The organism is Acidimicrobiales bacterium (genome assembly GCA_035533595.1).
Classification (GTDB): domain Bacteria; phylum Actinomycetota; class Acidimicrobiia; order Acidimicrobiales; family Bog-793; genus DATLTN01.
This window is the reverse complement of record DATLTN010000006.1, coordinates 1-24682: the sequence shown is the minus strand read 5'-3', so window position 1 is coordinate 24682 and position 24682 is coordinate 1. Positions and strand designations below refer to the sequence as shown.

At 72.3% G+C, this 24682-nt stretch carries 23 protein-coding genes and 2 tRNA genes; 3 read left to right on the top strand and 22 right to left on the bottom strand.

The features are described 5' to 3' along the window. Positions 1–6: 6 nt before the first annotated feature. The 20 genes from VNF07_01375 to tig form a co-directional block, all read right to left on the bottom strand. Positions 7–2694: a glycoside hydrolase family 3 C-terminal domain-containing protein gene (locus tag VNF07_01375; protein ID HVB04887.1), complete on the bottom strand. Its 2688-nt coding sequence runs from the start codon at positions 2692–2694 to the stop codon at positions 7–9. A 78-nt stretch (positions 2695–2772) separates the two neighbouring features. Continuing rightward, positions 2773–3489: a histidine phosphatase family protein gene (locus VNF07_01370; GenBank protein ID HVB04886.1), complete on the bottom strand. Its 717-nt coding sequence runs from the start codon at positions 3487–3489 to the stop codon at positions 2773–2775. Positions 3490–3522: 33 nt separating this feature from the next. Beyond that, positions 3523–4056 (bottom strand): flavin reductase family protein, encoded by a 534-nt coding sequence (locus tag VNF07_01365; GenBank protein HVB04885.1) that lies wholly within the window; start codon positions 4054–4056, stop codon positions 3523–3525. A 39-nt stretch (positions 4057–4095) separates the two neighbouring features. After that, positions 4096–5535 (bottom strand): VWA domain-containing protein, encoded by a 1440-nt coding sequence (locus VNF07_01360; protein HVB04884.1) that lies wholly within the window; start codon positions 5533–5535, stop codon positions 4096–4098. Further along, positions 5532–6443, bottom strand: a complete 912-nt coding sequence (locus tag VNF07_01355) for a MoxR family ATPase (protein ID HVB04883.1) — start codon at positions 6441–6443, stop codon at positions 5532–5534. The genes VNF07_01360 and VNF07_01355 overlap by 4 nt, the downstream gene beginning before the upstream one ends. Next, positions 6440–7687 carry a glutamate-5-semialdehyde dehydrogenase gene (locus tag VNF07_01350; protein HVB04882.1) on the bottom strand — a complete coding sequence of 416 codons (1248 nt, stop codon included), beginning with the start codon at positions 7685–7687 and terminating at the stop codon, positions 6440–6442. Before VNF07_01350 ends, VNF07_01355 begins: the two co-directional genes overlap by 4 nt. Before the next feature lie 32 nt (positions 7688–7719). Further along, on the bottom strand, positions 7720–8838 hold the full coding sequence (proB, locus tag VNF07_01345) for a glutamate 5-kinase (GenBank protein HVB04881.1): 1119 nt from the start codon (positions 8836–8838) through the stop codon (positions 7720–7722). Between the two features lie 28 nt (positions 8839–8866). Continuing rightward, on the bottom strand, positions 8867–10135 hold the full coding sequence (gene obgE / locus VNF07_01340; GenBank protein ID HVB04880.1) for a GTPase ObgE: 1269 nt from the start codon (positions 10133–10135) through the stop codon (positions 8867–8869). Between the two features lie 39 nt (positions 10136–10174). Next, positions 10175–10432, bottom strand: a complete 258-nt coding sequence (rpmA, locus tag VNF07_01335; protein ID HVB04879.1) for a 50S ribosomal protein L27 — start codon at positions 10430–10432, stop codon at positions 10175–10177. Continuing rightward, positions 10433–10774 (bottom strand): 50S ribosomal protein L21, encoded by a 342-nt coding sequence (gene rplU, locus VNF07_01330; GenBank protein ID HVB04878.1) that lies wholly within the window; start codon positions 10772–10774, stop codon positions 10433–10435. A gap of 64 nt (positions 10775–10838) precedes the next feature. Then, the gene (locus VNF07_01325; GenBank protein HVB04877.1) at positions 10839–12620 is read right to left on the bottom strand and encodes an Rne/Rng family ribonuclease; all 1782 of its coding nucleotides are present in this window, start codon (positions 12618–12620) and stop codon (positions 10839–10841) included. A gap of 306 nt (positions 12621–12926) precedes the next feature. Continuing rightward, complete coding sequence (locus tag VNF07_01320; GenBank protein HVB04876.1) at positions 12927–15035, bottom strand: penicillin-binding transpeptidase domain-containing protein; 2109 nt, start codon at positions 15033–15035, stop codon at positions 12927–12929. Beyond that, positions 15032–15562, bottom strand: a complete 531-nt coding sequence (locus VNF07_01315; protein ID HVB04875.1) for a hypothetical protein — start codon at positions 15560–15562, stop codon at positions 15032–15034. The genes VNF07_01320 and VNF07_01315 overlap by 4 nt, the downstream gene beginning before the upstream one ends. A gap of 25 nt (positions 15563–15587) precedes the next feature. Continuing rightward, complete coding sequence (gene mreC / locus VNF07_01310) at positions 15588–16424, bottom strand: rod shape-determining protein MreC (GenBank protein HVB04874.1); 837 nt, start codon at positions 16422–16424, stop codon at positions 15588–15590. A gap of 17 nt (positions 16425–16441) precedes the next feature. After that, positions 16442–17473: a rod shape-determining protein gene (locus tag VNF07_01305; GenBank protein HVB04873.1), complete on the bottom strand. Its 1032-nt coding sequence runs from the start codon at positions 17471–17473 to the stop codon at positions 16442–16444. 87 nt (positions 17474–17560) lie between these two features. Continuing rightward, positions 17561–17971 carry a nucleoside-diphosphate kinase gene (gene ndk / locus VNF07_01300; GenBank protein ID HVB04872.1) on the bottom strand — a complete coding sequence of 137 codons (411 nt, stop codon included), beginning with the start codon at positions 17969–17971 and terminating at the stop codon, positions 17561–17563. Continuing rightward, the gene (locus VNF07_01295; protein HVB04871.1) at positions 17968–19332 is read right to left on the bottom strand and encodes a folylpolyglutamate synthase/dihydrofolate synthase family protein; all 1365 of its coding nucleotides are present in this window, start codon (positions 19330–19332) and stop codon (positions 17968–17970) included. The genes ndk and VNF07_01295 overlap by 4 nt, the downstream gene beginning before the upstream one ends. Positions 19333–19350: 18 nt before the next feature. Further along, the gene (clpX, locus tag VNF07_01290; GenBank protein HVB04870.1) at positions 19351–20622 is read right to left on the bottom strand and encodes an ATP-dependent Clp protease ATP-binding subunit ClpX; all 1272 of its coding nucleotides are present in this window, start codon (positions 20620–20622) and stop codon (positions 19351–19353) included. Positions 20623–20637: 15 nt separating this feature from the next. After that, positions 20638–21267 carry an ATP-dependent Clp protease proteolytic subunit gene (locus VNF07_01285; protein ID HVB04869.1) on the bottom strand — a complete coding sequence of 210 codons (630 nt, stop codon included), beginning with the start codon at positions 21265–21267 and terminating at the stop codon, positions 20638–20640. Positions 21268–21269: 2 nt separating this feature from the next. Continuing rightward, on the bottom strand, positions 21270–22667 hold the full coding sequence (gene tig, locus VNF07_01280) for a trigger factor (GenBank protein HVB04868.1): 1398 nt from the start codon (positions 22665–22667) through the stop codon (positions 21270–21272). An 86-nt stretch (positions 22668–22753) separates the two neighbouring features. Here tig and VNF07_01275 point away from each other — a divergent pair. The 3 genes from VNF07_01275 (at position 22754) to VNF07_01265 (ending at position 23615) form a co-directional block, all read left to right on the top strand. After that, positions 22754–22827 (top strand) — tRNA-Pro (locus VNF07_01275). Between the two features lie 31 nt (positions 22828–22858). Continuing rightward, the gene (locus tag VNF07_01270) at positions 22859–23521 is read left to right on the top strand and encodes a DUF429 domain-containing protein (GenBank protein ID HVB04867.1); all 663 of its coding nucleotides are present in this window, start codon (positions 22859–22861) and stop codon (positions 23519–23521) included. 20 nt (positions 23522–23541) lie between these two features. Then, a tRNA-Gly gene (locus tag VNF07_01265) sits at positions 23542–23615 on the top strand. A 307-nt stretch (positions 23616–23922) separates the two neighbouring features. On the opposite strand, the gene VNF07_01260 is transcribed toward VNF07_01265, so the two are convergent. Next, positions 23923–24339: a PIN domain-containing protein gene (locus VNF07_01260; GenBank protein HVB04866.1), complete on the bottom strand. Its 417-nt coding sequence runs from the start codon at positions 24337–24339 to the stop codon at positions 23923–23925. Continuing rightward, entirely contained in the window at positions 24339–24632 is a 294-nt protein-coding gene (locus VNF07_01255; GenBank protein HVB04865.1) for a type II toxin-antitoxin system Phd/YefM family antitoxin, read from the bottom strand. Before VNF07_01255 ends, VNF07_01260 begins: the two co-directional genes overlap by 1 nt. Positions 24633–24682: the final 50 nt, after the last annotated feature.

Sequence of the window (24682 nt, the reverse complement as noted above, 5' to 3'; positions counted from 1 at the left end):
CCGAGCCTAGGAGGAGCGCCTCGCCGCCGAGACCGTGACCCCCACCGCGGCGCCCGAGGCGCCGCTCGAGCCACTGGCGCCGCTCGTCGCCGCGCCGCCGCCCGACGGGGAGGCGCCCGCCCCGCCCGCCACCGCGGGAGCGCCCGGGTTGAAGCCCGGCGCGAAGACACTCGCCCGCAGCCCGAGGTCGGCCGAGGACTCGCCGACCGAGAGGGTGTACTGGCCGGGGAGCGCCTGCCACCTCCCGTTCAGGTAGGCGGTGAAGGCGCTCGCCGGGAGATCGAGGGTCACCGTCGTCGCCGCGTGCGCGGCCAGCGGGACGCGCACGAAGGCCTTCAGCTGCTCGGGGGGCTCCCCCGCTGCTGGTGGGAAGGCGAGGTAGGCCTGGACGACGTCGGTCCCGGCGCGTCGGCCGAGGTTGCGAACGGTGACCACCGCCTCCTCACCGCCGTCGGCGTCGGCGACGACGCGCAGCCCCGACTCGGAGAAGCGCGTGTAGCTGAGGCCGAAGCCGAAGGGGAACAGCGGCGTAAGACCGTGCGCCTGCTGGTAGCGGTAGCCGACCTCCAGCCCCTCGCTGTACGAGACGGTGCCCGCCACCCCCGGCCAGGTCGCGGGGCTGTGCGCGGGGACGGCGCCGTTGGCCGCCGGGAAGGTCACCGGCAGGTGGCCCGACGGGTCGCTGGCCCCGAAGAGGACCGCGGCGGTCGCCGCCCCGTCCTGCTCCCCCGGGTACCAGGCCTCGAGGACGGCCGCGACGTCACCGAGCCACGGCATCAGCACCGGGCCGCCGGTGTCGAGGACGACGACGGTGTGCCGGTTGACCGCGGCGACCGCCTCGACGAGGGCGTTCTCGTCGCCGGGGAGGCGGAGCGAGGGACGATCGCTCCCCTCGGCGTTCGCGTCGTTGACGAAGACCACCGCCGCCGAGGCGTGCGCCGCGGCGCGCACCGCGGCGGCGATGTCGGCGCCGCTCGAGCGCCAGCCGACGACGGGGACGGCGCCGCGCGACGAGGGGTAGTAGCGGAGCGAGATCGCCGTCGGCCGGCCCTTCACGAGGAAGACCGGCACCGTCCAGGTGGAGAGCTGGTGGGTGCCGGGCGTGGAGAGGAGGAGCTTGCCCCCGACCGAGAGCCAGGCGTTGCCGGTCGCGGTCACCGAGAAGTCGTAGTGGCCGCTCGCCGGCGCGCTCACCCGCGCGCTCCACTCCGAGAGCGCGTGCTCGAGGCTCGCCGGGAAGAAGCCCGTCGGCGCGTACTGCCGGGCGAGCAGGCCCGCCGCCTGCCCGTGCAGCGCGAGGGGTGCCGGCCCGGTGAAGGAGAAGGAGTGCAGGCTCGAGGGGGAGATCGGCGAGAAGGGCTGCACCGCGGTGCCCGCCGCGACGTAGCGCACCTTGGTGCGGGGGCCGACGATCGCGGCGATCGCCGCGAGCGGCCGCGAGACGAAGGGAGGGCGCACGTAGGCGCTGCCGCCGCCGGCGGCCACCGGCGCGGTGCTCGCCGCCGCGCCGATCACGGCGAGCGAGGCGAGGTGGCCGGTGCTGAGGGGCAGCACCCCCGAGTCCTTGAGGAGCACCATCGACTCCTCCGCGGCGCGCAGCGCGAAGCGGGCGTGCGCGGCGGTGGCGACCTCGGCGCCGCTGCGGCCGGTGAGCGGGTGCTCGATGAGCTGGAAGGTGAACTCCGCCTCGAGCAGGCGGCGCACGGCGTCGTCGAGGCGGGACGGCTTCACGATGCGGTCGGCGAACGCGCTGCGCAGCACTGCGGTCGCCGCCGGCTTGATGAGGTCGAGGCCGGCGGCGAAGGCGAGCGGCGGTGAGGTCACCGAGCGGAGGTCCGAGCGGACGAAGCCGGTGAAGCCCCAGCCCTGGTAGAGCTCCTTGAACAGCGCCGGGTCCGAGCAGTCGTTGACGCCGTTCACCTCGCCGTAGGAGCACATGATCGAGGCGACGTGCGCGACCGTCACCGCGGCGCGGAAGGGCGCGAGGTAGATCTCCTGCAGGGCCCGCTCCCCGACCTGCTCGTTCAGGGCGGCCCGGTCGGTCTCCTGGTTGTAGGCGGTGAAGTGCTTGGCGTCGGCGAGGACGCCCGCCGACTGGATCCCCTCGATGTCGGCGTCGCCCATCACCGAGACGAGGTAGGGGTCCTCGCCGTAGCCCTCGAAGGCGCGCCCGCTCTCGGGCACCCGGTCGATGTTGAGGTTCGGCCCCTGCACGACGTCGATGCCCTGGCCGCGCGCCTCCGCGCCCTGCACGGCGCCGTAGCGCTCGGCGAGGGTCGGGTCGAAGCTCGCCGCGACGCCGAGCGAGGAGGGCAGCTGGGTGGCGCCGCGGTCGCCGGCGGAGAGGCCGTCGGGGCCGTCCTGGAGCGTGAAGGGCGGGAGGCAGAGGGCGCGGATGCCCCGGACGCGGTTCTCGTAGCCGTCGCCCGGCGCGAGCGCGAGGAGGGTGAGCTTCTCGGCGAGGTCCATGTGCGCGAGGACCTCATCGGCAAGCGTCGTCGGGGTCGCGCGCGCCGCGGCCTCGGGCGCCGCCCACGGGCACGGCCCCGCCGCCCGCGCCGCGGGCGCGGCGGCAGCGGCACTGCCCGGAGCGAGCAGGGCCGGCAGAAGGGCGAGGGAGAGGGGGACCAGCAGCGCCCGCCAGGCGTGGCACCGCCGCCACGACGCGCTTCGCGGCCCCCCGGAGAGCCGCATCGCAGAAGTGTCGCATGCCCGCCGCGGCGGTACACGTCGGTGAGAGGGCCGGCGACGGCGCGCCGCGAGCGACGACTCCTAGGGGGACTCCTTGAAGACCCACTCCGGCGGCTCGGCGTGCAGCGGCCCGGAGGCCGCGTGGAGGTGGGCGGCGTCGTTGTAGCGGACGAGTCGCCAGCGCCGGCCGGTGTGGCGCCACTCGGTGATCGAGGTGTTGTCGACGTGCAGGCGCACCCCGTTGCCGTGCTCGGAGAGGCCGAGGAAGGAGATCAGCGAGGAGTCGATGACCCCGCCGTGCGAGACCACCACGACGAGGCCGCCGGGATGGGCGCGGGCGAGGTCGAGGAGCGCGCCGGCGGCGCGGGCGACGAAGGCCACCCAGCTCTCGCCCCCCGGCGCGAGCGGGAGGTCGGGCTCGTCACCCGGTGTCGAGGAGCGCCCGAAGCGGCGGGCGAGCTCGGCCCAGCTGAGGCCGTCGGCGACACCCGGCTCGCGCTCGGAGAGCGAGGCGGAGCGCTCGATCCTCGGGGCACCGAGCGCGGGGGCGATAATCTCCGCGGTCTCGTAGGCGCGCGGCAGCACGCTCGTCCACAGCGCTGCCGGCTCCGCGAGCTCACCGGTGGCGCGCAGCCGCTCGGCGAGCGCCTCGCTCTGCAGGCGGCCGAGCGCGGTGAGGCCGCGGCAGCTGCGGAGGCCACCGACGAAGCCCTCGGCGTTGCAGATCGCCTCCCCGTGACGGATGACGGCGAGGCGCGTCCCCGTCTCGATCCCGAGCGTGGGGGCGGCGGCGGTCACCCCGTCACGCTACAAGTGCGCGGCGCCGGCGGGTCAGCTGGTCGGCGGCGGCGTGCCGCCGAGCGGCACCGTCGCCTCCTCCATCCCGTAGCTGCTCTGGAAGAACAGCAGCGGCGAACGCGCCGGGGCGGCGCCGAGGTAGCGGACCTCGCCGACGACGATCACGTGGTCGCCCGCGGGGTGCTCGGCGGTGATCGTGCAGTCCACCCAGGCGAGCACCCCCTCGAGGATCGCGGCGCCGGAGGGCGCGGGGCCCCAGGAGATCTCCGCGAAGCGGTCGACGCCGAGCCGCGAGAAGAGCTTGGCCAGCTCCGCCTGGTCGTCGGCGAGCACGTTCACGCAGAAGCCCCCGGCGCGGCGGATCCGGGGATAGGTGGTCGAGGAGCGCGCCGCGCAGAAGGCCACGAGCGGCGGCTCGAGCGAGACCGAGGTGAACGAGTTGGCGCTCATCCCGACGATCTCCTCGCCGTCACGGGCGGTGATGATCGTCACGCCGGTCGCGAAGTTCGAGAGCACGCTGCGGAAGAGCTCGGGGGTCGCGGCTTGCGGCTCGACGGGGAGGCTCACCTGCGCTGGCGCCGGCAGGCGCGGGCGTGGCCGGGTCGCTCAGGCGAGCTCGTCGATGAAGTCCTGCAGCTGGCGCAGGTTGCGGCACTCGTACACCCCATCGCAGTGGCGAGCGTACTCGGCGATGATCGAATCGCCGCTGCCCCAGTAGGCCCGCGGCTCGGGGTTCAGCCACAGCACGCGGTGCGCGCGGCGTCGCAGCTCGGCGAGCTCCTCGGCGCCCGAGGAGTGGTAGTTGTTGCGCGCGTCGCCGAGGATGAGCAGGTCGGTCTTCGGGGTGAGCTGGCGGCCGTAACGCTCGCGGAAGAGCGCGAAGGCGCTCCCGTAGTTCGAGTGGCCGTCACCGTGCACGACGTCGGCCTCGCGCGCGAGGCGCTCGATGGCGTCGGCCATCGAGGTCGAGCGGCGGAGCAGGCCGGTCACCTCGTCGACGCCGTCGATGAAGACCGCGGTGCGCACCTTGGAGAACTCCGCCGCGATCGCGTAGACGAGGAGCACGGTGAAGCGGGCGAAGGAGGCCACCGAGCCCGAGACGTCGGCGAGGACGAAGAGCTCGGGGCGCGCCGGGCGGGGCGGGCGGAAGCGCGGGTCGAGGGGCACCCCTCCCTGGGAGAGGGAGCGACGGATCGTCGCCCGGAAGTCGAGCGGCCCCCGCCGGCCCCGCCGCCGCCGGCGGGCGAGGCGGGCGGCGAGGATGCGGGCGAGGGGATAGATCGAGCGGCGCATCGCGACGAGCTCCTCGCGCGAGGCGTGCATGAAGTCGACGTCCTCGACGAGGGGGCGGCGCACGCCGCGCGCGACCGCTCCCGCGCCGCGCCCGTCGACGAGGAGGCGGCGGATCTCGGCCTCGACGAGCTCGCGGAACTGCGCGGCGCGCCGGGAGAGCTCGTCCGCCGCGAACCGCTCGCGCAGCGCCCCCTGCCCGGCGAGGCCGAGGAGCTCCCCGGCACCTGCGCCGGCGCGCAGCAGCGACTCGAGGAGGCCCTCGAGGTCGACACCGCGCAGCGTCCGGTGCAGGTAGTAGGAGATGCCGACCGGGCGGGAGGCCTCCACCCCGCCGTAGAGCGCCACCGCGAGGCGCGAGGCGAGGCCGAGCGCCTCGGCGGAGCCGCTCACGAGCGCCTCGCGCAGCATCGCCGTGAGCTCGTCGGGGGTCGGCATCGCGCCCGGGCGGCCGCCGACGCCGGGCGTCTCGCCGCCCGTCGCCACCGGCAGGGCCTCCCCGTCGCCGCCGGTGAGCACCTCCTCGACGAGCGGCGGCGCGCCGCGCAGCGAGAAGAAGACCTCGAAGGCCGCCTCGAAGGCCTTGCGGTGCGCCGGCGACTTCACGAGGGTCGCGCCGAGCGCGCTCCTGAGGGCGGCGCGGTCGAGCAGCGGGATCTTCTCGACCGCGACCGCGGCGTCGATCGACTCGCGGGTGGAGACCGGCACGCCCGACTCCCGCAGCTCCACGATGAAGCGCGAGAGGACGTCGATCACGGGCCGGCCGTGCCCTCGGCGCCGAGGGTCGTGAGCTCGCGGGCCGCGGTCTCGAGGTCGCCCCGGTACTTGAGGAGGAGGTTGAGAGTGGAGCGCGTCGTCTCGGCGTCGGCGTGCTCGGCGCCGAGGATCACGAGGGTGCGCGCCCAGTCGAGGGTCTCAGAGATCGAGGGCCGCTTCTCGAGCTCGAGGCCGCGCAGCATCGCGACGACGCGCACCACCTCCTCGGCGAGGTGCACGTCGATCCCCGGCACCCGCTCGAGGACGATCGAGCGCTCCCGCTCGAGGCTCGGGTAGTCGAGGTAGAGGTAGAGGCAGCGGCGCTTCAGCGCCTCGGAGAGCTCGCGGGTGCCGTTCGAGGTGAGGAAGACGAGGGGGCGGCCGACCGCCTCGACGGTGCCGAGCTCGGGGATCGACACCTGGTAGTCCGAGAGCACCTCGAGGAGGAGGGCCTCGGTCTCGAGCTCGACGCGGTCGATCTCGTCGATGAGCAGCACCGTCGGCGTCGTCGAGCTGATCGCCTGCAGCACGGGGCGGGCGAGGAGGAAGTCCTCGGAGAAGATGTCGCTCTCCACCTCGGACCAGCTCGGCCCGGCGTCGCCGCTCGCCTGGCGCTCGACCTGGATGCGCAGCAGCTGCTTGCGGTAGTCCCACTCGTAGAGGACCTTCGCCTCGTCGAGGCCCTCGTAGCACTGCAGCCGGATGAGGCGCAGCCCGAGCGCCAGCGCGACGGACTTCGCGAGCTCGGTCTTGCCGGTCCCGGCCGGCCCCTCGACGAGGATCGGCTTCTCGAGGCGCGCCGCGAGGTAGACGATGGTCGCGATCTCCTTGTCGGCCAGGTAGCCGACCTCGGAGAGCAGGCGGAAGGCCTCGTCGATGGAGTCGAACCCGGGCGAGCCCGGGCTCACGCGCGAACCTGGCCGTTCCCCTCGATGACGTACTTCACCGAGGTGAGCGCGACGAGCCCCATCGGCCCGCGCGCGTGCAGCTTCTGCGTGGAGATCCCGATCTCGGCCCCGAGGCCGAGCTCGCCGCCGTCGACGAAACGGGTCGAGGCGTTGACGAGGACCGCGGCGGCGTCGACCTCCCGGCAGAAGCGGGTCGAGTTGGCGAGGTCGCGGGTGATGATCGCCTCGGAGTGGCCCGTCGAGTAGCGGGCGATGTGCTCGATCGCCTCGTCGAGCGAGTCGACGACCTTCACCGCCATCTTCAGGTCGAGGAACTCCGTCGCGTAGTCCTCCTCGGTCGCCTCCCCGGCGCGCGCCAGCAGCGCGCGCGTCGCCCCGTCGCCGACGAGCTCGACCTGCGCGAGCGGGCCGTCGAGGCGGGCGAGGAGCTCGGGCGCGACGGAGCGGTGGACGAGCAGCGTCTCCATCGCGTTGCAGACGCTCGGGCGCTGGGTCTTCGCGTTGACGACGACCCGCTCGGCGACCTCGAGGTCGGCGCTCTCGTCGACGTAGACGTGGCAGTTCCCGTCCCCGTCGATGACGAAGGGCACCGTCGCCCGCTCGAGGACCATGCCGACGAGGCCAGGCCCACCGCGGGGGATGAGCAGGTCGATGACGCCGCGCATGCGCACGAACTCCTCGACGGTCTCGCGCGCCACGTCCTCGACGAGGAGGACGGCGTCGGCCGGGAGGCCCGCCTTGTCGATCCCCTCGCGCAGCGCCGCGGCCACGGCCCGGTTGGACTCGAGCGCGCCGGCCGAGCCGCGCAGCAGCGCCGCGTTCCCCGCCTTCAGGCAGAGCGCGGCGGCGTCGGAGGTGACGTTCGGGCGGTTCTCGTAGACGATGCCGATCACCCCGAGCGGGACGCGCACCCGCCGCACCACGAGCCCGTTCGGCCGCACGTAGCCCTCGACCACCTGGCCGACGGGATCGGGCAGCTGCGCGACACTCAGCAGCCCGGCGGCCATCTGGCTCACCCGGCCGGGGTCGAGCGCCAGGCGGTCGACGACGGTCGCGCCCGCCCCCGACTCCTCGGCGCGGGCGATGTCGAGCGCGTTGGCGGCGAGGATCTGCTCGACGTGGCGTTCGAGCGCCTCGGCGGCGAAGGCGAGCGCGTCGTCGCGCTCGCGCGTCGAGCTCGCGGCGAGGGCGCGCGCCGCGGCGCGGGCGCGGGCGCCGAGCTCGCTCAGGGTGGAAGAAGCCATGCGCAAGGCTATCAACGCCCCGCCGGGGGGCCTCAGGACGAGGGGCGGCGGCTCACGGCGCCGACCAGCACGACGAGGTCGTCGCGGTGGACGAGCTCACGGGCCAGCCCGGCCGCGAGCTCGTGGGTCCGCCGCCCCCGCCACTGCTCCGCGTTCGCCGAGGCGAGGCGGGCGATCCCCTTGGCGAAGACCTCCCCGCTCTCGGTCACGACCTCGACCGCGTCGTCGACGCCGAAGGCACCCTCGACCGAGACGACGCCCGCGGGGAGGAGCGAGGCCTCCTGCTCCAAGAGCGCGCGCCGCGCCCCGGCGTCGACGACCACCCGCCCGACGGCCGGCAGCGCGAAGGCGATCCAGAGCTTGCGCGCCGGGAGGCGGCGCGCAAGCGGTGCGACCACGGTCCCGACGCCCGCCCGGCCGGCGACGGCGTCGGCGAGCACCCCGGGCCGCGTCGCGGAGGCGATCACCACCCGCACCCCCGACCACGAGGCCATGCGCGCCGCGGCGAGCTTGGCCGCCATCCCGCCGCTCGAGCGCACGCTGCCGGGGCCACCGGCGGCGAGCTCGAGCGCCTCGTCGATGGCGGTCACCTCCTCGACGAGGGAGGCGTCGGCGAACAGCCGCGGGTCGGCGTCGAAGAGGCCGGGGAGGTCGGTGAGGAGAACGAGAAGGTCCGCCCCGAGCAGGTTGGCGACGAGCGCGGCGATGCGGTCGTTGTCGCCGAAGCGGATCTCGTCGTCGGCGACGGCGTCGTTCTCGTTCACGATCGGCACCGCGCCGAAGTCGAGGAGGCGGAGCAGCGTCGTGCGGGCGTGCAGGTAGTGACGGCGGTCGCCGAAGTCGAGCGGAGCGAGCAGCACCTGGCCGCCGTGCAGCCCCTCGGTGGCGAGCGCGTCGTCGTAGACGCGCATCAGGCGGTGCTGGCCGACCGCGGAGAGGGCCTGCAGGGAGATCGGGTCAGCGGGGCGCCCGCCGGTGGGGCGCAGCGCGGCGACGCCGGCGGTGACCGCGCCCGAGGTGACGACGACGACCGAGTGCCCCTCGCGCCGCAGCGCCGCGACCTCGGCGCAGAGCTTTGCGACGGCGGCCTCGTCGACGGTCCCCTCCTCGGTCGTCACCGAGGAGGTCCCGATCTTCGCGACGACGATCATCGCAGCGCCTAGGTGTCGGCCCCGCGCCTCAGCGCTGGCCGTCGTGGGTGAAGACGAGGCTCCCGATGTGCACGGTGTCGCCCTCCTTGGCCCCGGCGCGCTCGAGCGCCCGGTCGACCCCGAGCGACTTGAGGCGCCGCTGCGCCTCGGCGATCGCATCGGGGTTGGTGAGGTCGCTCAGCGCCACGGCGCGCTCGGCGGTCCGCCCCTCGACGACGAAGTCCTCGCCCTGGCGGCTGATCGCGAAGCCCTCGGCCTCGGGGCGGTGCACGACGGGGACGGTCGAGCGCTGCGGGAGGGCGCGCCGCATCTCCTCGACGAGGGTCCCGAGGCGGCGGACGAGGGTCTCGACGTTCTCGCCGGTGACCGCGGAGATCGCGAACGCGACGTCCGCGGACTCCTCGACGGCGGCGGGCACGTCGGGCACGAGGTCGCTCTTCGAGCCGATCACGAGGCGCGGCCGCTCGAGGAGCTCGGGGCGGAAGTTGCCGAGCTCGCCGATCAGCACCTTCACCTGCTCGGCGGGCGGGAGCGGCGCCAGCTCGGAGAGGTCGGCGATGACGAGCAGCACCCGTGCCCGCTCGACGTGGCGGAGGAACTGGAAGCCGAGGCCCCGCCCCTCGCTCGCGCCCTCGATCAGCCCCGGGATGTCCGCGACCGTGTACTCGAAGGCCTCCCCTCCGAGCTCGCGGCGGACGACGCCGAGGTTCGGCTCGAGGGTGGTGAACGGGTAGTCGGCGATCTTCGGCTTGGCCGCCGAGATACGCGAGATGAGCGTCGACTTGCCGACGTTCGGGAAGCCGACGAGCGCCACGTCGGCGAGCAGCTTCAGCTCGAGGTTGAGCCAGCGCTCCTCCCCGAGCTCGGCCTGCTCGGCGAAGGCGGGGGCGCGCAGGCGGTTCGAGAGGAAGCGCGCGTTGCCCTTCCCGCCGCGCCCCCCGGCCGCCGCCACGAGGCGGTCGCCGGGCTCGGCGAGGTCGGCGAGCACCTGCCCCTCGAGGGTCCGCACCACCGTGCCGACGGGGACGGGGACGACCACCGCGTCGCCGCGGTGGCCGTGCTTGTTGGAGCCGCTGCCGTGCACACCGCTCTCGCCACGGCGGTGCGGGTGGTCGCGGAAGGAGAGCAGGGAGACGACGTCGGTGGTCGCCTCGAGGATCACGTCGCCGCCGTCGCCGCCGTCACCTCCCGCGGGACCGCCGTGGGAGACGTGCGCCTCGCGGCGGAAGGCGACCGCGCCCGCGCCACCGTTTCCCGCCTTGACGTGGATCTGGGCCTCGTCGACGAAGCCAGCCATCAGTGAGCCTCTCGCGGCGCGCAGCGCCGCGAAACGGGATCAGCCCTCGGCGGGGACGATGTCGACGAGGCGCCGCCCGGCGCGCGCGCCGAAGCGGACCGTGCCGTGGGTCATCGCGAAGAGCGTGTCGTCGTGGCCCCGGCCGACGTTGCGCCCGGGGTGGAAGCGCGTCCCGCGCTGGCGGATGATGATCGACCCCGCCGTGACGAGGCTGCCGTCGGAGGCCTTCACGCCGAGGCGCTGGGAGTTGGAGTCCCGGCCGTTGCGGGTGGAGCCGCCACCTTTGGTCTTTGACATCTAGGCCTCGCTTCGCGCCGCGGTGCGGGTCTTCGCACCGGCGATCTCGGTGATCTCCACCGTCGTGTAGTGCTGGCGGTGGCCGTAGCGGCGGCGCCGGCGGGCCTTGGCCTGGTAGGTGAAGCCGGTGATCTTCGGGCCCTTGGACTCCCCGGTCACGACTCCCGAGACCGTGTAGGCCCCGAGGTCGCCGGGCTCCACGACCACCTGCTCGCCGTCGACGACGAGGAGCGGCGCGAAGGTCACCGTCTCCCCGTTGCCCTCTGCGACGAGCTCCACCTCGACGACGTCGCCGACAGCGACGCGCGCTTGCTTCCCGCCGATCGAAATCACTGCGTACATAGGGCTGCCACCTTACCAGGGCCCCGGGGAGGGCCTCACCGGCGAAATCGAGCCCGAGGAGGGATCAGAGCTCGTCGCCGAAGACGATCCCCCGCCCCTTGCACATCGGGCAGGTCTCCGAGAGCGTCTCGACGAGGCCCTCCCCGACGCGCTTGCGGGTCATCTCGACGAGGCCGAGCTCAGAGATGTCGAAGACCTGGGTGGGGGTCTTGTCGCGCGAGAGCGCGGCGCGCAGCGTGCCGGTGACCTCCTGGCGGTTGCCCTTCACCTCCATGTCGATGAAGTCGATGACGATGATGCCGCCGATGTCGCGCAGCCGCAGCTGGCGCGCGATCTCCTCGGCCGCTTCGAGGTTGTTGCGGAAGACGGTCTCCTCGAGCGAGGAGGAGCCGACGTTCTTCCCGGTGTTCACGTCGATCACCGTGAGCGCCTCGGTGCGCTCGATGATCAGCGACCCGCCGGAGGGGAGCCAGACCTTGCGGTCGAGCGCCTTGTGCAGCTGCTCGTGGACGTGGTTGCGCTCGAACAGCGGCAGGCCCTCGGCTGCCGGGTCGTAGTACTCGACGCGGTCCGCGAGGCTCGGGTCGATGTCCGAGACGTAGGTGCGGACGAGCTCGTGGAGCTGAGGGTCGTCGATCACGACCCCCCGGTACTCCTCGGTGAGCTCCTCGCGGATCGCCCGCAGGGCGAGGTGCGGCTCGGAGTAGAGCAGCGCCGGCGCGGAGAGGTGGCGGGCCTTGTCGTCGATCTCCTGCCAGATCTCGAGGAGCTGCTCGACGTCGCGGCGCAGCTCGTCGGCGCTCACCCCCTCCGCCGCGGTGCGCACGATGAGGCCGTGGCCCGGGGGTCGGATGTCGTCGAGGACGCCGCGCAGCCGCCGCCGCTCGCGGTCGTCGAGGCGCTTGGAGATCCCAGACGCGCTCGAGTTCGGCACGAGGACGACGAAGCGGCCGGGAAGCGAGACCTCCTCGGTGAGACGGGCGCCCTTCAGGCCGATCGGGTTCTTCGTGACCTGGCAGACGATCGTCTGGCCGGGGCGCAGCAGGTGCTCGATGCGGGTCGCCCCCGCGTCGCGCTCGATGCCGTCGTCGCGGTCGTTCTGGACGTCGCCCCAGTACAAGACGGCGTTCTTCGGCGTGCCGATGTCGACGAAGGCGGCCTCCATCCCCGGAAGGACGTTCTTCACGCGGCCCCGGTAGATGTTGCCGTCGATCTGGTTGGCGTCGTCGGTCGCCCGCTCGACGTGCAGCTCGATGAGCGAGCGCCCCTCCAGCACCGCGATCTGGGTGACGTCGTCCTCGACGTGGACGCACATGAGGTAGCGGCCGACGGGGCGGCCGTTGCGCTCGCGGCCCTGGCGCCGCGACGAGCCGCGCTCCTCGGCGGCGACGCCGCCGCGGGGCGCACGGCTCTCGGCGGCGGGGCGCTCCTCGCTCGGCCGACGCCGTGGCGCCCTCGCCGAGGCGTCGCCGGCAGCCGCCTGCTGCTCACGGTGGCCGTTCTGTGCGGGGGGCGTCGCCGCCTCGGTGGGAGCGGCGCCGTTCGTGCCACGGGCGCCGCCGTTCGCGCCACCCGCACCACCGGGGCGCGAGCCGCCGCGGCCGCGGCCGCCACGTCGGCGGCGCTTCGGGCGGGGCGCCTCACCGCCGGCGGCGTCGGGTGCCGTCGGGCTGACGGGCGGCGCGGGGCGCGAGTCGCCGATCTTCGGGCGCGGGGGCGCCGCGGGGGCGGAAGCCTCAGCGGGCCGGGTGGCCCCCGCCGACAGGCTCGTCGGCCGCGCCGGGGAGTTCTCCGGCGGCACGGGCGCAGGGCCAGGAGGAACCTGGCCGATCGTGGAATCGGACATGGGAGGAATCCCTTCTCCTCGCCGCGCGCGGAAAAGCGGCGGCGGCGATCGTCGGCGCGCCTGCTCGCGACTGCGAGGCGGCGCTGCGGACGACGCAAGCGTTGCTGGGGGACGGGGCGGGCGGGCGGCGGGCGGACTCGGGCAAGGCGGCACCATCGGGCCGTGGCACGACGAGACGCGTGTGCCCGGCGGAGGCGGTGGTGGCGGCAAAGCCTGGGGGACGTCGCGTCCGACCCAGCCCCAGCGTGATCATCTCGAGGCGAGTGTACCGCCCGGCCCGGTGGGCGCCCGCCCACCCGTCGCGGCTCAGGAGCCCGACGGCAGCGAGACGGGCGGGAGGGGGTGCTGCGCGAGGTAGCTGAGGACCTGGCGGGCGACGGGCGCCGAGGCGGCGGCGCCGAAACCACCCTGGTCGATCTCGACGGCGACCGCGTACTGCGGCTTTCCCCCCTGCGGCCCCATGAAGGCGACGAACCACGAGGTCGGCTGGCAGCTGACGTCGCCGGCGCACGTCGTCGCCGTGCCCGTCTTGCCGGCGACGTCCCACTTGGAGAAGTCGAAGCCCGAGAAGGCGGCGTAGGCGGTGCCGCGCGCGTTCTGCACCGCGCCGCGAAAGCCGTCGAGCATCGGCTGGCGGGTCGAGGGGGGCAGGTCGACGCGCGACATCACCTTGGGGGCGATGCGCTTCACGAGCTGGCCGTGCGGGCTGACGATCGCGGCGGCGAGCTCGGGGGCGTAGCGGGTGCCCCCGTTCGCGAAGGTCGAGTAGGCCTCCGCGAGCTGGAGGGGGGTGACGAGCGTCTCGCCCTGGCCGAAGGCGAGCTCGATGTTGTACCCCTCGAAGTAGGTCGGGTTCGGGAAGGCCGCCGGAGCCTCGTGGTGCTGCTGAATGAGCAGCGCCGGCGATTCGAGCTGCCCGACGCTCGTGCCGGGGAGGTCGATCCCCGAGGCCGCGCCGAGGCCGTAGGCGGAGGCCGTCTTCTGGATCGGGGTCTGGCCGTAGCGCGCCCGGTCGACCCAGAACTCGGCACCGAGGTTGTAGAAGAAGACGTCGCTCGATTCGGAGAGCGCGGAGGTGACGTTCACCTCGCCGAGCGCCTCGTTGTCCGAGTCGTGGAAGGTCGTGGGCGGGTTGCCGATGGTGAACGAGCCGGTGTCGTCGTAGTAGGAGTTCGCGTTGATCAGCCCGACGTTCATCGCCGCCGTCGCCGTCGCGAGCTTGAAAGTCGAGCCCGGCGGCTGCAGACCGGAGACGGCGTAGTCGAGGAGCGGGCAGCTGACGTTCGGGTTCCCCGACGCACAGCCCGGCGGGTTGAGCCGGTTGTACTCGGCGGTGGAGATCCCCGGTACCCCGTTGACCCCGACGACAGACCCCCAGACGTTGTTGTCGTAGCCGGGGGCCGAGGTCATCGCGAGCACCGCGCCGTTGTTCACGTTGAGGACCACCGCTGCCCCCCACGGGGAGCCGAGCTTCCCGACCTGCCGGTTGAGGTCGTCGGTGAGCGTCCGCTCAAGGGCGGCGTCCATGTTCAGCACGACCTGGTCACCGGCGACCGGCGTCGTCTCGGTGGGGGCGCCGATCGAGTTGCCGGAGGCGTCGACCTCGAAGGTGTCGACGCCGGGCTTGCCGCGCAGCGCCGACTCGTACTGGGCCTCGAGGCCGCTCTCGCCGATGATGTCGTCGATGCTGTAGCCCTTGGCCTCGAGCGCCTTCAGCTGCTGCTGCTCCAGGGGGGTGCTGTTGGGGATCGCCCCGAGGTAGCCGAGGACCTGGGAGGCGAGGGCGTGCTGGGGGTAGGTGCGCTGGTAGCCGACGGTAACGGTGACGCCCGGGAAGGTCTGGGGGTACTGCTTGATGTAGAGCACGTCCTGGGCGGTGACCTGGGTGGGGCTGACCGGGAGGGGCACCGGCGCGGCGTTGGCGTAGCGCTCCGAGGCGAGCTGGGTGTCGATCGACTTCACACTGAGGCCGAGGAGGTGCGCGAGGCGGGCGATCACCTCGGGGTGCTGCTTCTCCTCCCCCTGGGCGAGGACGATCTCGTTGAACGCCTCGTCGCAAGCAAGGCACACACCGTCGCGCGTGAGGATCTGGCCGCGGGGGGCGGGGACCTCGACCGTCGCCGTCGTGTAGGCGCGCGCCACGCTGTTCAGCTGGGCCCCCTGCACGAGCTGCAGCGACCAAAGGCGGACGAGCAGCACCGAGAAGAGCGAGACGACGACGAAGGCCGTGACCGAGAGGCGCAGCCCGACGCGCGCCCCGGTGCGGTCAGAGGCGGTGCGCGTCGGGGCCGGCGGGGTGATCGCCGTCACCGGGCCGACGATGTCGTCGCTGCGGCGCACGGCGCGCACCGGCAGGCCGAGCGCGCTCTCGCTGTGGCGGTACCGCCAACGGCGCAGCGAGCGCCGGAAGCTCACGCCGCGCTCCCCCCGCTCGGGATGAACGAAGAGCTCGCCGAGCCGGCGAGCACCCAGCGCACGAGGACGAGCGTCGGGTAGGCGAGCACGAGCGCCCCGAGCGCGACGATGACCACCGCCGAGGCGGCGGAGGCGCCGAGCACCCCGTGCTGGTGCAAGAAGACGGCCGCGAGGGCGTAGAAGGCCGTGCCGCTGGCGCCAGCCGCGGCACAGGCGCCGACCCGGACGCTCATCGCGTCGCGGCTCGCAGGGAGCAGCCCGAGCAGGCCGACGCCGAAGCCGAGCACGGTGAAGGTGAGCGCCGAGAGGCCGAAGGGCAGCGAGACGACGAGGTCGGCGACGAGGCCGGTGACGAAGCCGACGACCGCGCCGCGCTCCGGCCCGCCGACGAGGCCGGCGGCGGCGGGGATGAGCACCATCACGTCGGCGTGCGCGCCGAGCACGACGATCTGGTCGAGCACGGCGACCTGGAAGACGACCGCCGCGAGGACGACGGCGAACAGCCGCAGCCAGCTGCGGGCGTTCACCGCCGGCTCCCGACTCTGGCGGTCCTCACGCCGGTGGCAGCCACTGCAGCACGGTGAGGAAGCGCAGCTCGGAGAGGTGGGCGGTCGGGGTCACGGTGACGACGACGTTGAGGCCGCCGGGGGCGGTGCCGACCGAGGCGACCCTGCCGACGGGGATCGCGGGAGGGTAGGCGCCGGCGTCGGCCCCGCTCGTCACGAGCTGGTCGCCGCGGCGCGGCGGGGTGGCCGCGGTGACGGTCTCGAAGGTGAGGGGGCGGCCCGCGCCGCCGCCGTCGGCGACGTAGAACGCGCCGTTCCTCGTGTCCTCGACGGCGATCGTCGTGCGGCTCGCCGTGAGGAGGGAGACGAAGGCCGTCGAGTCCGCGGCGGTCGAGACCCTGCCGATCAGCCCGCCGTCGGAGACGACGGGCATGCCCTTGCCGACGCCGACCGCGCTGCCGCTCGAGATCTCGACCTCGTCGGCGAAGTTGGAGGTGCTGCGCGAGATGACCTGGGTGAGGACCTGGGGCACGTTCGGGGCGAAGGGGAGGTGCGCGAGGCGGAGCAGCTCGGCGTCCTGGGCGCCGGCCGCGTAGGCGCGCCCCGCGGCCTGGTCGTCGAGCGCCCCGATCTCCTCGCGCAGCTGCGCGTTCTGCGCCTGCAGCGAGCCGTAGTGGAAGGCGGAGGAGACGACGTCGCCGAAGGGGTGGAGCACCGCGGCCGCGCCGCGCTGCAGCGGCGCGAGGGCGTCGGTCACCCCGTTGCGGACGTGGCCGATCCCATGGCTCGCCTCACCCCGGTAGTCGAGGGTGATGACGGTCACCGAGGCGAGGACGAGCATCACCAGCGTGACGCGCTGGCTCGTCTGGCGGTTCGCCGCCACGGGCTAGCCCGCGACGCTCAGCGACCGGAAGAGGAGATCAGCACCTGGCGGAGCGCCTCGAACTCCTCCAGGCACATTCCGCTCCCGAGGGCGACGCAGTTGAGGGGGTCGGGGGCGACGACGATCGGCATGTTCGTCTCGGTCTGCAGGCGGACGTCGAGGCCGTGCAGCAGGGCACCGCCGCCGGTGAGCACGATCCCCTGGGTCATGATGTCCGCGGCGAGCTCGGGCGGGGTCTTGTCGAGGGTGATCTTCACCGCGTCGACGATCGCCGCGACCGGCTCCTCGATGGCCTTGCGGATGTCCTTGGTCGAGGTGACGACGGTCTTCGGGAGGCCGCTCACGAGGTCGCGGCCGCGGATCTCCGCGTGCAGCTCCTCCTCGAGCTCGCACGCCGAGCCGAGCGCCATCTTGATCTCCTCCGCGGTGCGGTCACCGAGGGCGAGGCTGTACTCCTTTTTCACGAAGGAGATGATCGCCTCGTCGAGCTCGTCGCCGCCGATGCGGATCGACTGGCTGGTGACGATGCCGCCGAGGGAGATCACCGCGACCTCGGTGGTGCCGCCGCCGATGTCGACCACCATGTTCCCGGTCGGCTCGTGGATCGGCAGGCCGGCGCCGATCGCGGCGGCCATCGGCTCCTCGATGATGTAGGCCTTGCGGGCGCCGGCGTACTCGGCGGCCTCCTGCACGGCGCGCTTCTCGACGCCGGTGATGCCGGAGGGGACGCAGATCACCATCCGCGGCTTGGAGAAGCGGCGGGGGTGGACCTTGCGGATGAAGTAGCGCAGCATCATCTCGCAGATCTCGAAGTCGGCGATCACGCCGTCTTTGAGCGGGCGGATCGCCTGGATGTTGGAGGGCGTGCGGCCGATCATCCGCTTCGCCTCGACGCCGACCGCGAGCGGGTGGCCGTCCTTCACGTTGATCGCCACCACCGAGGGTTCGTTGAGCACGATCCCCTTGCCCCGCACGTAGACGAGGGTGTTGGCAGTGCCGAGGTCGACCGCCATGTCGCGGCCACCGAATCCGAAGGTGTTATCGGGCATCACGACTGCTCCAGGCTCGCGGCGACGCGGTGAAGGTTACGGGATCACCTCGGGACGAACAAGGCGCCTTTTCAGGGGCGAGCCGGCTCAGTCGAGGTCTGGGAAGAAGAGCGCGATCTCGCGTACCGCGGACTCGGCGCTGTCCGAGCCGTGGATGAGGTTCTCGGCCAGTTCCACTGCGAGGTCGCCGCGGATCGTACCGGGCGCCGCCTCCGCGGGGTTGGTCGCCCCCATCAGGGTGCGCACGATCCGCCAGGTGTCGGTCGGCCCCTCGACCACCACGACCAGGGCCGGCGAGCGGCCGATGAACTCGACGAGGCTGCCGAAGAAGGCGCGCTCGGCGTGCTCCGCGTAGTGCGCCTCGGCGAGCGCCTTGTCGATCACCCGGAGGTCACCGGCGACGAGATGGAGGCCCTTGGCCTCCAGGCGGCCGAGGATCTCGCCGACGAGCCCGCGCTCGACGGCGTCCGGCTTCACGATCACGAGGGTGCGGTTCATGGCCCGATCGACCCTAGTCGGCGGAAATACGTGCGAGCCGCGCCGACCACGTAGAGCGAGCCGGTGACGAGGACGAGGTCGTCGGGGCCGGCCTCGGCGAGGGCGCGGTCGAGCGCGTCGTCGACCTCGTCGGCGGCGACGGTCGCGATCCCGAGGCCGATCGCCGCCTCCGCGACGAGCTTCGCTGCCTGCGCGCGCGGCGATGCGGGCGCACACGCGACGAGAAGCGAGACGCGAGCGAGGGGGAGCTTGGAGAGCAGCTCCGCGGGGTCGCGCCCGCGCAGGCACCCGACGACGAGCACGATGCGCTCCGCGGCCGCGAAGTCCTCCTCGAGCGCCTGGCCGAGCACCGCCGCGCCCGCCGGGTTGTGCGCCCCGTCGAGCACGACGAGCGGTCGCCGGGAGGCGACCTCGAGGCGACCGGGGACCGTGACCGCGCCGAAGGCCTCGGCGACGACGGCCTCGTCGAGGGGGGCGCCGAAGAAGGCCTCGGCCGCGGTGAGCGCCGCGGAGGCGTTGTCCCCCTGGTGCGCGCCGTGCAGCGGGAGGTAGAGGCCGTCGTAGTCCCGCCCGGGCGTGCGCAGGTCGACGACCCGACCGCCGACGGCGATCAGCGAGCTCGTGCAGGCGAAATCCGGGCCGCGCCGCCACAGCGGCCCCGCCCCCACCGCGCTCGCCTGCTCGGCGACGATCTCGACGACCTCCTCGTCGGTCTCGCCGACGACGACGGTCGCCCCTGCCTTCACGATCCCGGCCTTCTCGCGGGCGATGTGCGCCGTCGTCGGTCCGAGGATCTCGACGTGGTCGAGGGCGACGTTGGTGACCACGGCCACCTGGCCGTCGGCGACGTTCGTCGCGTCCCAACGGCCGCCGAGCCCGACCTCGACGACGGCCGCGTCGACCGGCGCGTCGGCGAAGTGGCGGTAGGCGGCCGCGGTGACGAGCTCGAACCAGGTCGGCGGCAGCGCGCTCAGCCCGCGCGCGAGGACGAAGCCCTCGAGCTCCTCGAGGGCGACGAGCACGTCCAGCAGCTCGTCGTCACTGATCGGCTGGAGGTCCTTGGTGATGCGCTCGTTCATCACCTCGAGGTGCGGGCTGGTGATCGTCCCCACCGAGAGGCCCTGCGCCATGAGGAGCGCCGTGGCGAGGCGCGTCGTCGAGCCCTTGCCGTTGGTCCCGGTGATGTGGATGACCGGATAGGCGCGCTGGGGGTCGCCCATCGCCGTCATCAGCGCCCCGATGCGGGCGAGGGTCGGCTCCGCGGCGCGACCGGCGGCGCCGCGCTCGATCGCCTCGAGGTTGATGTGGCGGTCGAGCCAAGCGATCGCGTCGCCGAGCGAGCCGGAGTGGGGGCCGGTCAACGCGGCCCGCCGCCGGGCCTAGGAGGCGACGCGGCGAGCTCGCTCGGACTTCTCGCCGGCGGTGCGGGGGAGGAGTGTCGGTGCGACCCGCTCGAGCACGACCGACTGGTCGACGACGCAGCGGCCGACGTCGCTGCGGCTCGGGAGGTCGTACATCACCTCGAGGAGGACCTCTTCGAGGATGGCGCGCAGGCCGCGCGCGCCCGTGCCGCGCAGCAGCGCCTGGTCGGCGATCGCCTCCAGGGCGTCGTCGGTGATCTCGAGCTCGACGTTGTCGAGCTCGAAGCCCTTGCGGTACTGCTTCACGAGGGCGTTCTTCGGCTCGATGAGGATGCGCACGAGCGCTTCCCGGTCGAGGTTCGCGACGGCTCCGATCACCGGGAGGCGGCCGACGAACTCGGGGATCAGGCCGAACTTCAACAGGTCCTCGGGGAGCACCTGCAAGAGGAGCTGGCTCTCGTCGGGGCGCCGGTTGCGGCGGACGTCGGCGCGGAAGCCGATCCCGGACTTGCCGACCCTCGTGTCGATGATGCGGTCCAATCCGGCGAAGGCCCCTCCGCAGATGAAGAGGATGTTCGTCGTGTCGATCTGGATGAACTCCTGGTGGGGGTGCTTGCGCCCACCCTGGGGCGGCACCGAGGCGGTCGTCCCCTCGAGGATCTTGAGGAGCGCCTGCTGCACGCCCTCGCCCGAGACGTCGCGGGTGATCGACGGGTTCTCGCTCTTGCGGGCGATCTTGTCGATCTCGTCGATGTAGATGATCCCGGTCTCGGCCTTCTTCACGTCGTAGTCGGCGGCCTGGATCAGCTTGAGGAGGATGTTCTCGACGTCCTCGCCGACGTAGCCGGCCTCGGTGAGCGCCGTCGCGTCAGCGATCGCGAACGGGACGTTGAGCATCCGGGCGAGGGTCTGTGCGAGCAGCGTCTTTCCACAGCCGGTCGGCCCGAGGAGGAGGATGTTCGACTTCGCGAGCTCGACGTCGGCGTCGGCGTTGCCCGACTGCACCCGCTTGTAGTGGTTGTAGACGGCGACCGAAAGGATCTTCTTCGCCTGGTCCTGCCCGATGACGTAGTCGTTCAGGAAGTCGAAGATCTCACGGGGTTTGGGAAGATCCTCGAAGCTCACCTCGGAGGACTCGGCGAGCTCCTCCTCGATGATGTCGTTGCAGAGCTCGATGCACTCGTCGCAGATGTAGACGCCGGGACCGGCGATCAGCTTCTTGACCTGCTTCTGGGACTTGCCGCAGAAGCTGCATTTGACGAGCTCACCGCCATCGCCGAACTTGGCCACATCCCCTCCCAGCGGTCAGGCTGCGCCGACTGCCGACATGGACTCGACAACCTCGCGGCTCGTGATGACCTCGTCGATCACACCGTAGTCCTTGGACTCCGCCGCGCTCAGGATGAAGTCGCGGTCGGTGTCGCGTTGGATCTTCTCGATGCTCTGACCGGTGTTGTCGGCGAGCATCTCGTTCAACATGTCGCGCATCCGCAGGATCTCGCGCGCCTGCAGCTCGATGTCGGTCGCCTGACCGGCCGCCCCCCCGTAGGGCTGGTGGAGGAGGATCCGAGCGTGCGGGAGGGCGAAGCGCTTCCCCTTCGTCCCCGCCGCGAGCAGCACGGCGGCCGCCGAGGCGGCCTGGCCGAAGCAGAAGGTCGACTTGTCCGGTCGCACGTACTTCATCGTGTCGTAGATCGCGAACAGCGCGGTGATGTCACCGCCAGGAGAGTTGATGTAGATGTTGATGTCCTTCTCCTGGTCCTCGGACTCGAGGAACAGCATCTGCGCGCAGACGAGGTTGGCGACGACGTCGTCGATCGGCGTCCCGATGAAGATGATGCGCTCCCGCAGGAGACGCGAGTAGAGGTCGTAGGCCCGCTCGCCGCGTGACGAGGACTCGATGACCGTCGGAACCAGGTAGTTGTAGGCCTCCACGGTCAACCTTCCTCGCTGTCGTCGTGTGCGTGATCGTGGTCGTGACCCTCGTGGTCGTGGCCGTCGTGGTCGTGGCCGTCGCCCATCGGCTGCAGGTCGTGCTGCAGCTCCTCGCGGTCCATCGTCTTGCCGTCGGGATCGACGATAGCGATGTGGTCGAGGAGCCACTGCATGGCCTTGGCCCTCTGCAGCTCGGAGCGGAGGCCCGCCATCCGGCCGTTCTGCTCGATGGCCCGGCGGACGTCGGCGGGCGCCTGCTCGACCTGGCTGGCGATGCGCACGATCTCGTCGTCGATGTCGGACTCCTCGACGACGATCTCCTCCGCCTTGGCGAGCGCCCGCAGCGCGAGGTCGGCCTTCACCTGCTTGGTCGCCTCCCCCGTCAGCTCCGCGAGGAAGGACTCCTGGTCCTGGCCCATCGCCTGCAGGTAGTCGTCGAACGACGCCCGCTGCTGGTTCAGCCGACCGAGAAACTCCTCAGCGAGGTGCTCGCGCTCGTGGGTGACGAGCGTCTCGGGCGGCTCCTCCTCGACGAGGCCGAGGAGCGCCTCGAGGGCCTCCTGGCGGAGGGCGACGGTGGCCTGGTAGCGCTTCACGCTGTCGAGGCGGCTCCCGAGGTCCTCGCGGAGCTCAGCGAGGGTGTCGAACTCCGAGGCGTCCGAGGCAAAGGCGTCGTCGGCCTCGGGGAGCGTCTTTTCTCGGACCTGCTTCACCGCCACGTCGAGGTGAGCCGGGCCCCCCGGAGCGTCCTCGGCCTCGAGCTCGAACTCGTCACCCGCCTTGGTGCCGGTCAGCCGGGCGTCGAGCTCCTCGGTGATCCCGCCACTGCCGACCTGGTAGACGATGTCGTCGGCGGTCAGCCCGTCGGCGGGCTCGCCGTCGCGCGTCCCGTGTACGTCGATCGTCACGAGGTCGCCGTCGGCGACGGGGCGGTCGACGTCAGAGAGGGCGGCGAACTGGTCGCGCATCTTGTCGATCTGCGCGTCGATCTCCTCGTCGGTCGCGTGTGGCCGCGGCACGGTGATCACGAGCCCCTCGTAGCCGGCGACCGAGACCTCGGGACGGACCTCGACGACGGCGTCGAAGACGACGGGACCCTCGTCCTGGCCGGAGGTGACCTCGATCTCCGGAGGGGCGATCACGTCGAGGTCGGTCTCCTCGACCGCTTCCTCGTAGTAGCGCGGTAGGGCGTCGTTCAGCACCTCCTCGCGGATCGCCTTCTGCCCGAGGCGTACCTCGATGATGCGGCGTGGCACCCGGCCGGGCCGGAACCCGGGCACCCGAGCCTCTCGAGCGAGACGCTGAATCGTCTCCTCGTGCACCTTCAACACATCGGCTTCGTCAACCTCAATCGTGAGCTTGACCTTGTTTCCTTCTAGGTTCTCGGTTGAGGTGCGCATACGGAGGCCGAAGTGTACCGGTCGGGGCCACCTCCCCCGGGCGCCCCCCGCGGGGCCGACAACGAGCCCGAGTACGTTTAGGGGAGCGGGCTGTAGCGCAGCTTGGTAGCGCACCTGGTTTGGGACCAGGGGGTCGCGAGTTCAAATCTCGCCAGCCCGACCGTCAGTTGATTCGAAGTGCGAGGAGCGTCATGACGCGCCGTGCAGTCGGGATCGACGTCGGCGCCGAGACGATCTGGGCGGTCTCGTTCGACCTCGACGAGCGAGCGCGGCCGGCAACCGCCTGGCTCAGTCACCCCGTCGATCTCGTCGGCCTCGCCGAGCGTTGCGAGGGAGCCGCCGTCGTCGCAGTCGACGCGCCCGCCGCCCCCTCCGATCGCCCCCACCTCGGCGACGAGCGTCTCGCGAGCAAGTTCCAGGCGGCACGTTGCGGTGAGGTGGCGCTGCGCCGCCGTGGGATCGCCGTCCCCTGGGTCACCCCGCCGCGCGGCACGGTCCCGGCGCCGTGGGTGGCGACCGGATACGCGGTGTGGGAGGCGCTCTTGTCGCAGTCGCTCACCGTGGTCGAGACCTACCCGCACGGGATCTTCTGGCGGCTGTTCGGTGCCCCGATCACCCACAAGCAGCACCCGGCCGGGCATCTCCGGCGCATCGCGGTGCTGCGGGAGATCGCCCCCCTGCCGGAGGGCGTCGAGATGTGGTCCCACGACGGGATCGATGCCCTGGCGTGCGCGACCCTCGCCGTGCTCGTGGCCGACGGAGCCGGCGAGCGGGCCGACTGCACCGAGGACGGCGGATGGCCGACGCACGACGGCTCCTCGATCTGGCTCCCTCCAGCCGCCGAGAAGGCGTGAAGTACCCTTCTCGGCACCACGCGGGCGTAGCTCAATGGTAGAGCCCCAGCCTTCCAAGCTGGTCATGCGGGTTCGATTCCCGTCGCCCGCTCCAAGGGCCACGGACACAAGTGACCGATCCGCGACGACAGAACTCGTCGCCGAGGTATCCATATTCTGCCGAGGGGGTGTTTCACTCCGTCGGCAGAATGCCGTCAGGGTCGACCGGGGTCCCGGTCTCGTCAGGCCGTGCCAGGGGAAGGCGAGAGACGACGGTCATCGAACCGATGCCGGTTGCCCCTCCCTTCCCATGACGCTCTCCTCGGGAGAGCCGCGTGGCAGACAACGACTTGCTCGCCGTTTCTTCCTGCGGACCGAGGCGCGTCCGAGTCTGCGGCCGCTTTCCATCCGACCCCGGAGCGCTATGGCAAGTCTGTCGGATAAGTGACTGTGATCTCTTCGATCGACTGGGAGAAGTCGCGTCGATTGTTGGTGATGAATCGGTCGGCGGAGGCCGACACCGCCGTGGCGAGATGAACGGCATCGGCTGACCTCAACCCGTACAAGGCACCGAGCGCTACGGCAAGCGAGGCGATCGCCTCGTCGACAGGGCGCAGATCGAGCCGGGCGAGCAGCGCAGCGAGGGCCGCAACCTCGTCGTCGGCCGCGTCGCGCGTCGGCTTGGTGAGCACTTCGGGTAGGAGCAGCGTGGAGCCCACTCCTGCAAAGGTGCCGGCATCGTGAGGCGACTCTTCGGGGAACAGTGCCGCCACCGGAGTGCCGAGCGGATGGCCGGGCACGGCAGCGTAGATCAATACGTCCGCGTCGAACGCGTCCATCAGGGCCGCGCGTCTCGATCTGTCCTGATCGCGCTCACCAACTCATCGGCGCGGTCAGCCGTGATGCCCGATGCGCGCGACAGCTCGCGACGGCGACCAGCCTCGAGGAGCGCCCGGGTGTGCTCTGCCGTTCTCAGCACTTGCTCCGCGCGACGGCTACGAAGCGCGTCCGGCCGCACGACGACCGCTACCGGCCGACCGTGGCGAGTGATCGTGATCTCTTCGCCCCTGCCGACGCGGTCGAGCACTTCGGCGAGTGCTGAGCGCGCCTCGCTGATCGTCATCGTCGCCATGTACGTTATTGTACGTTGTCGTACGCAGACAAGACAGACGGCCAGAGCGA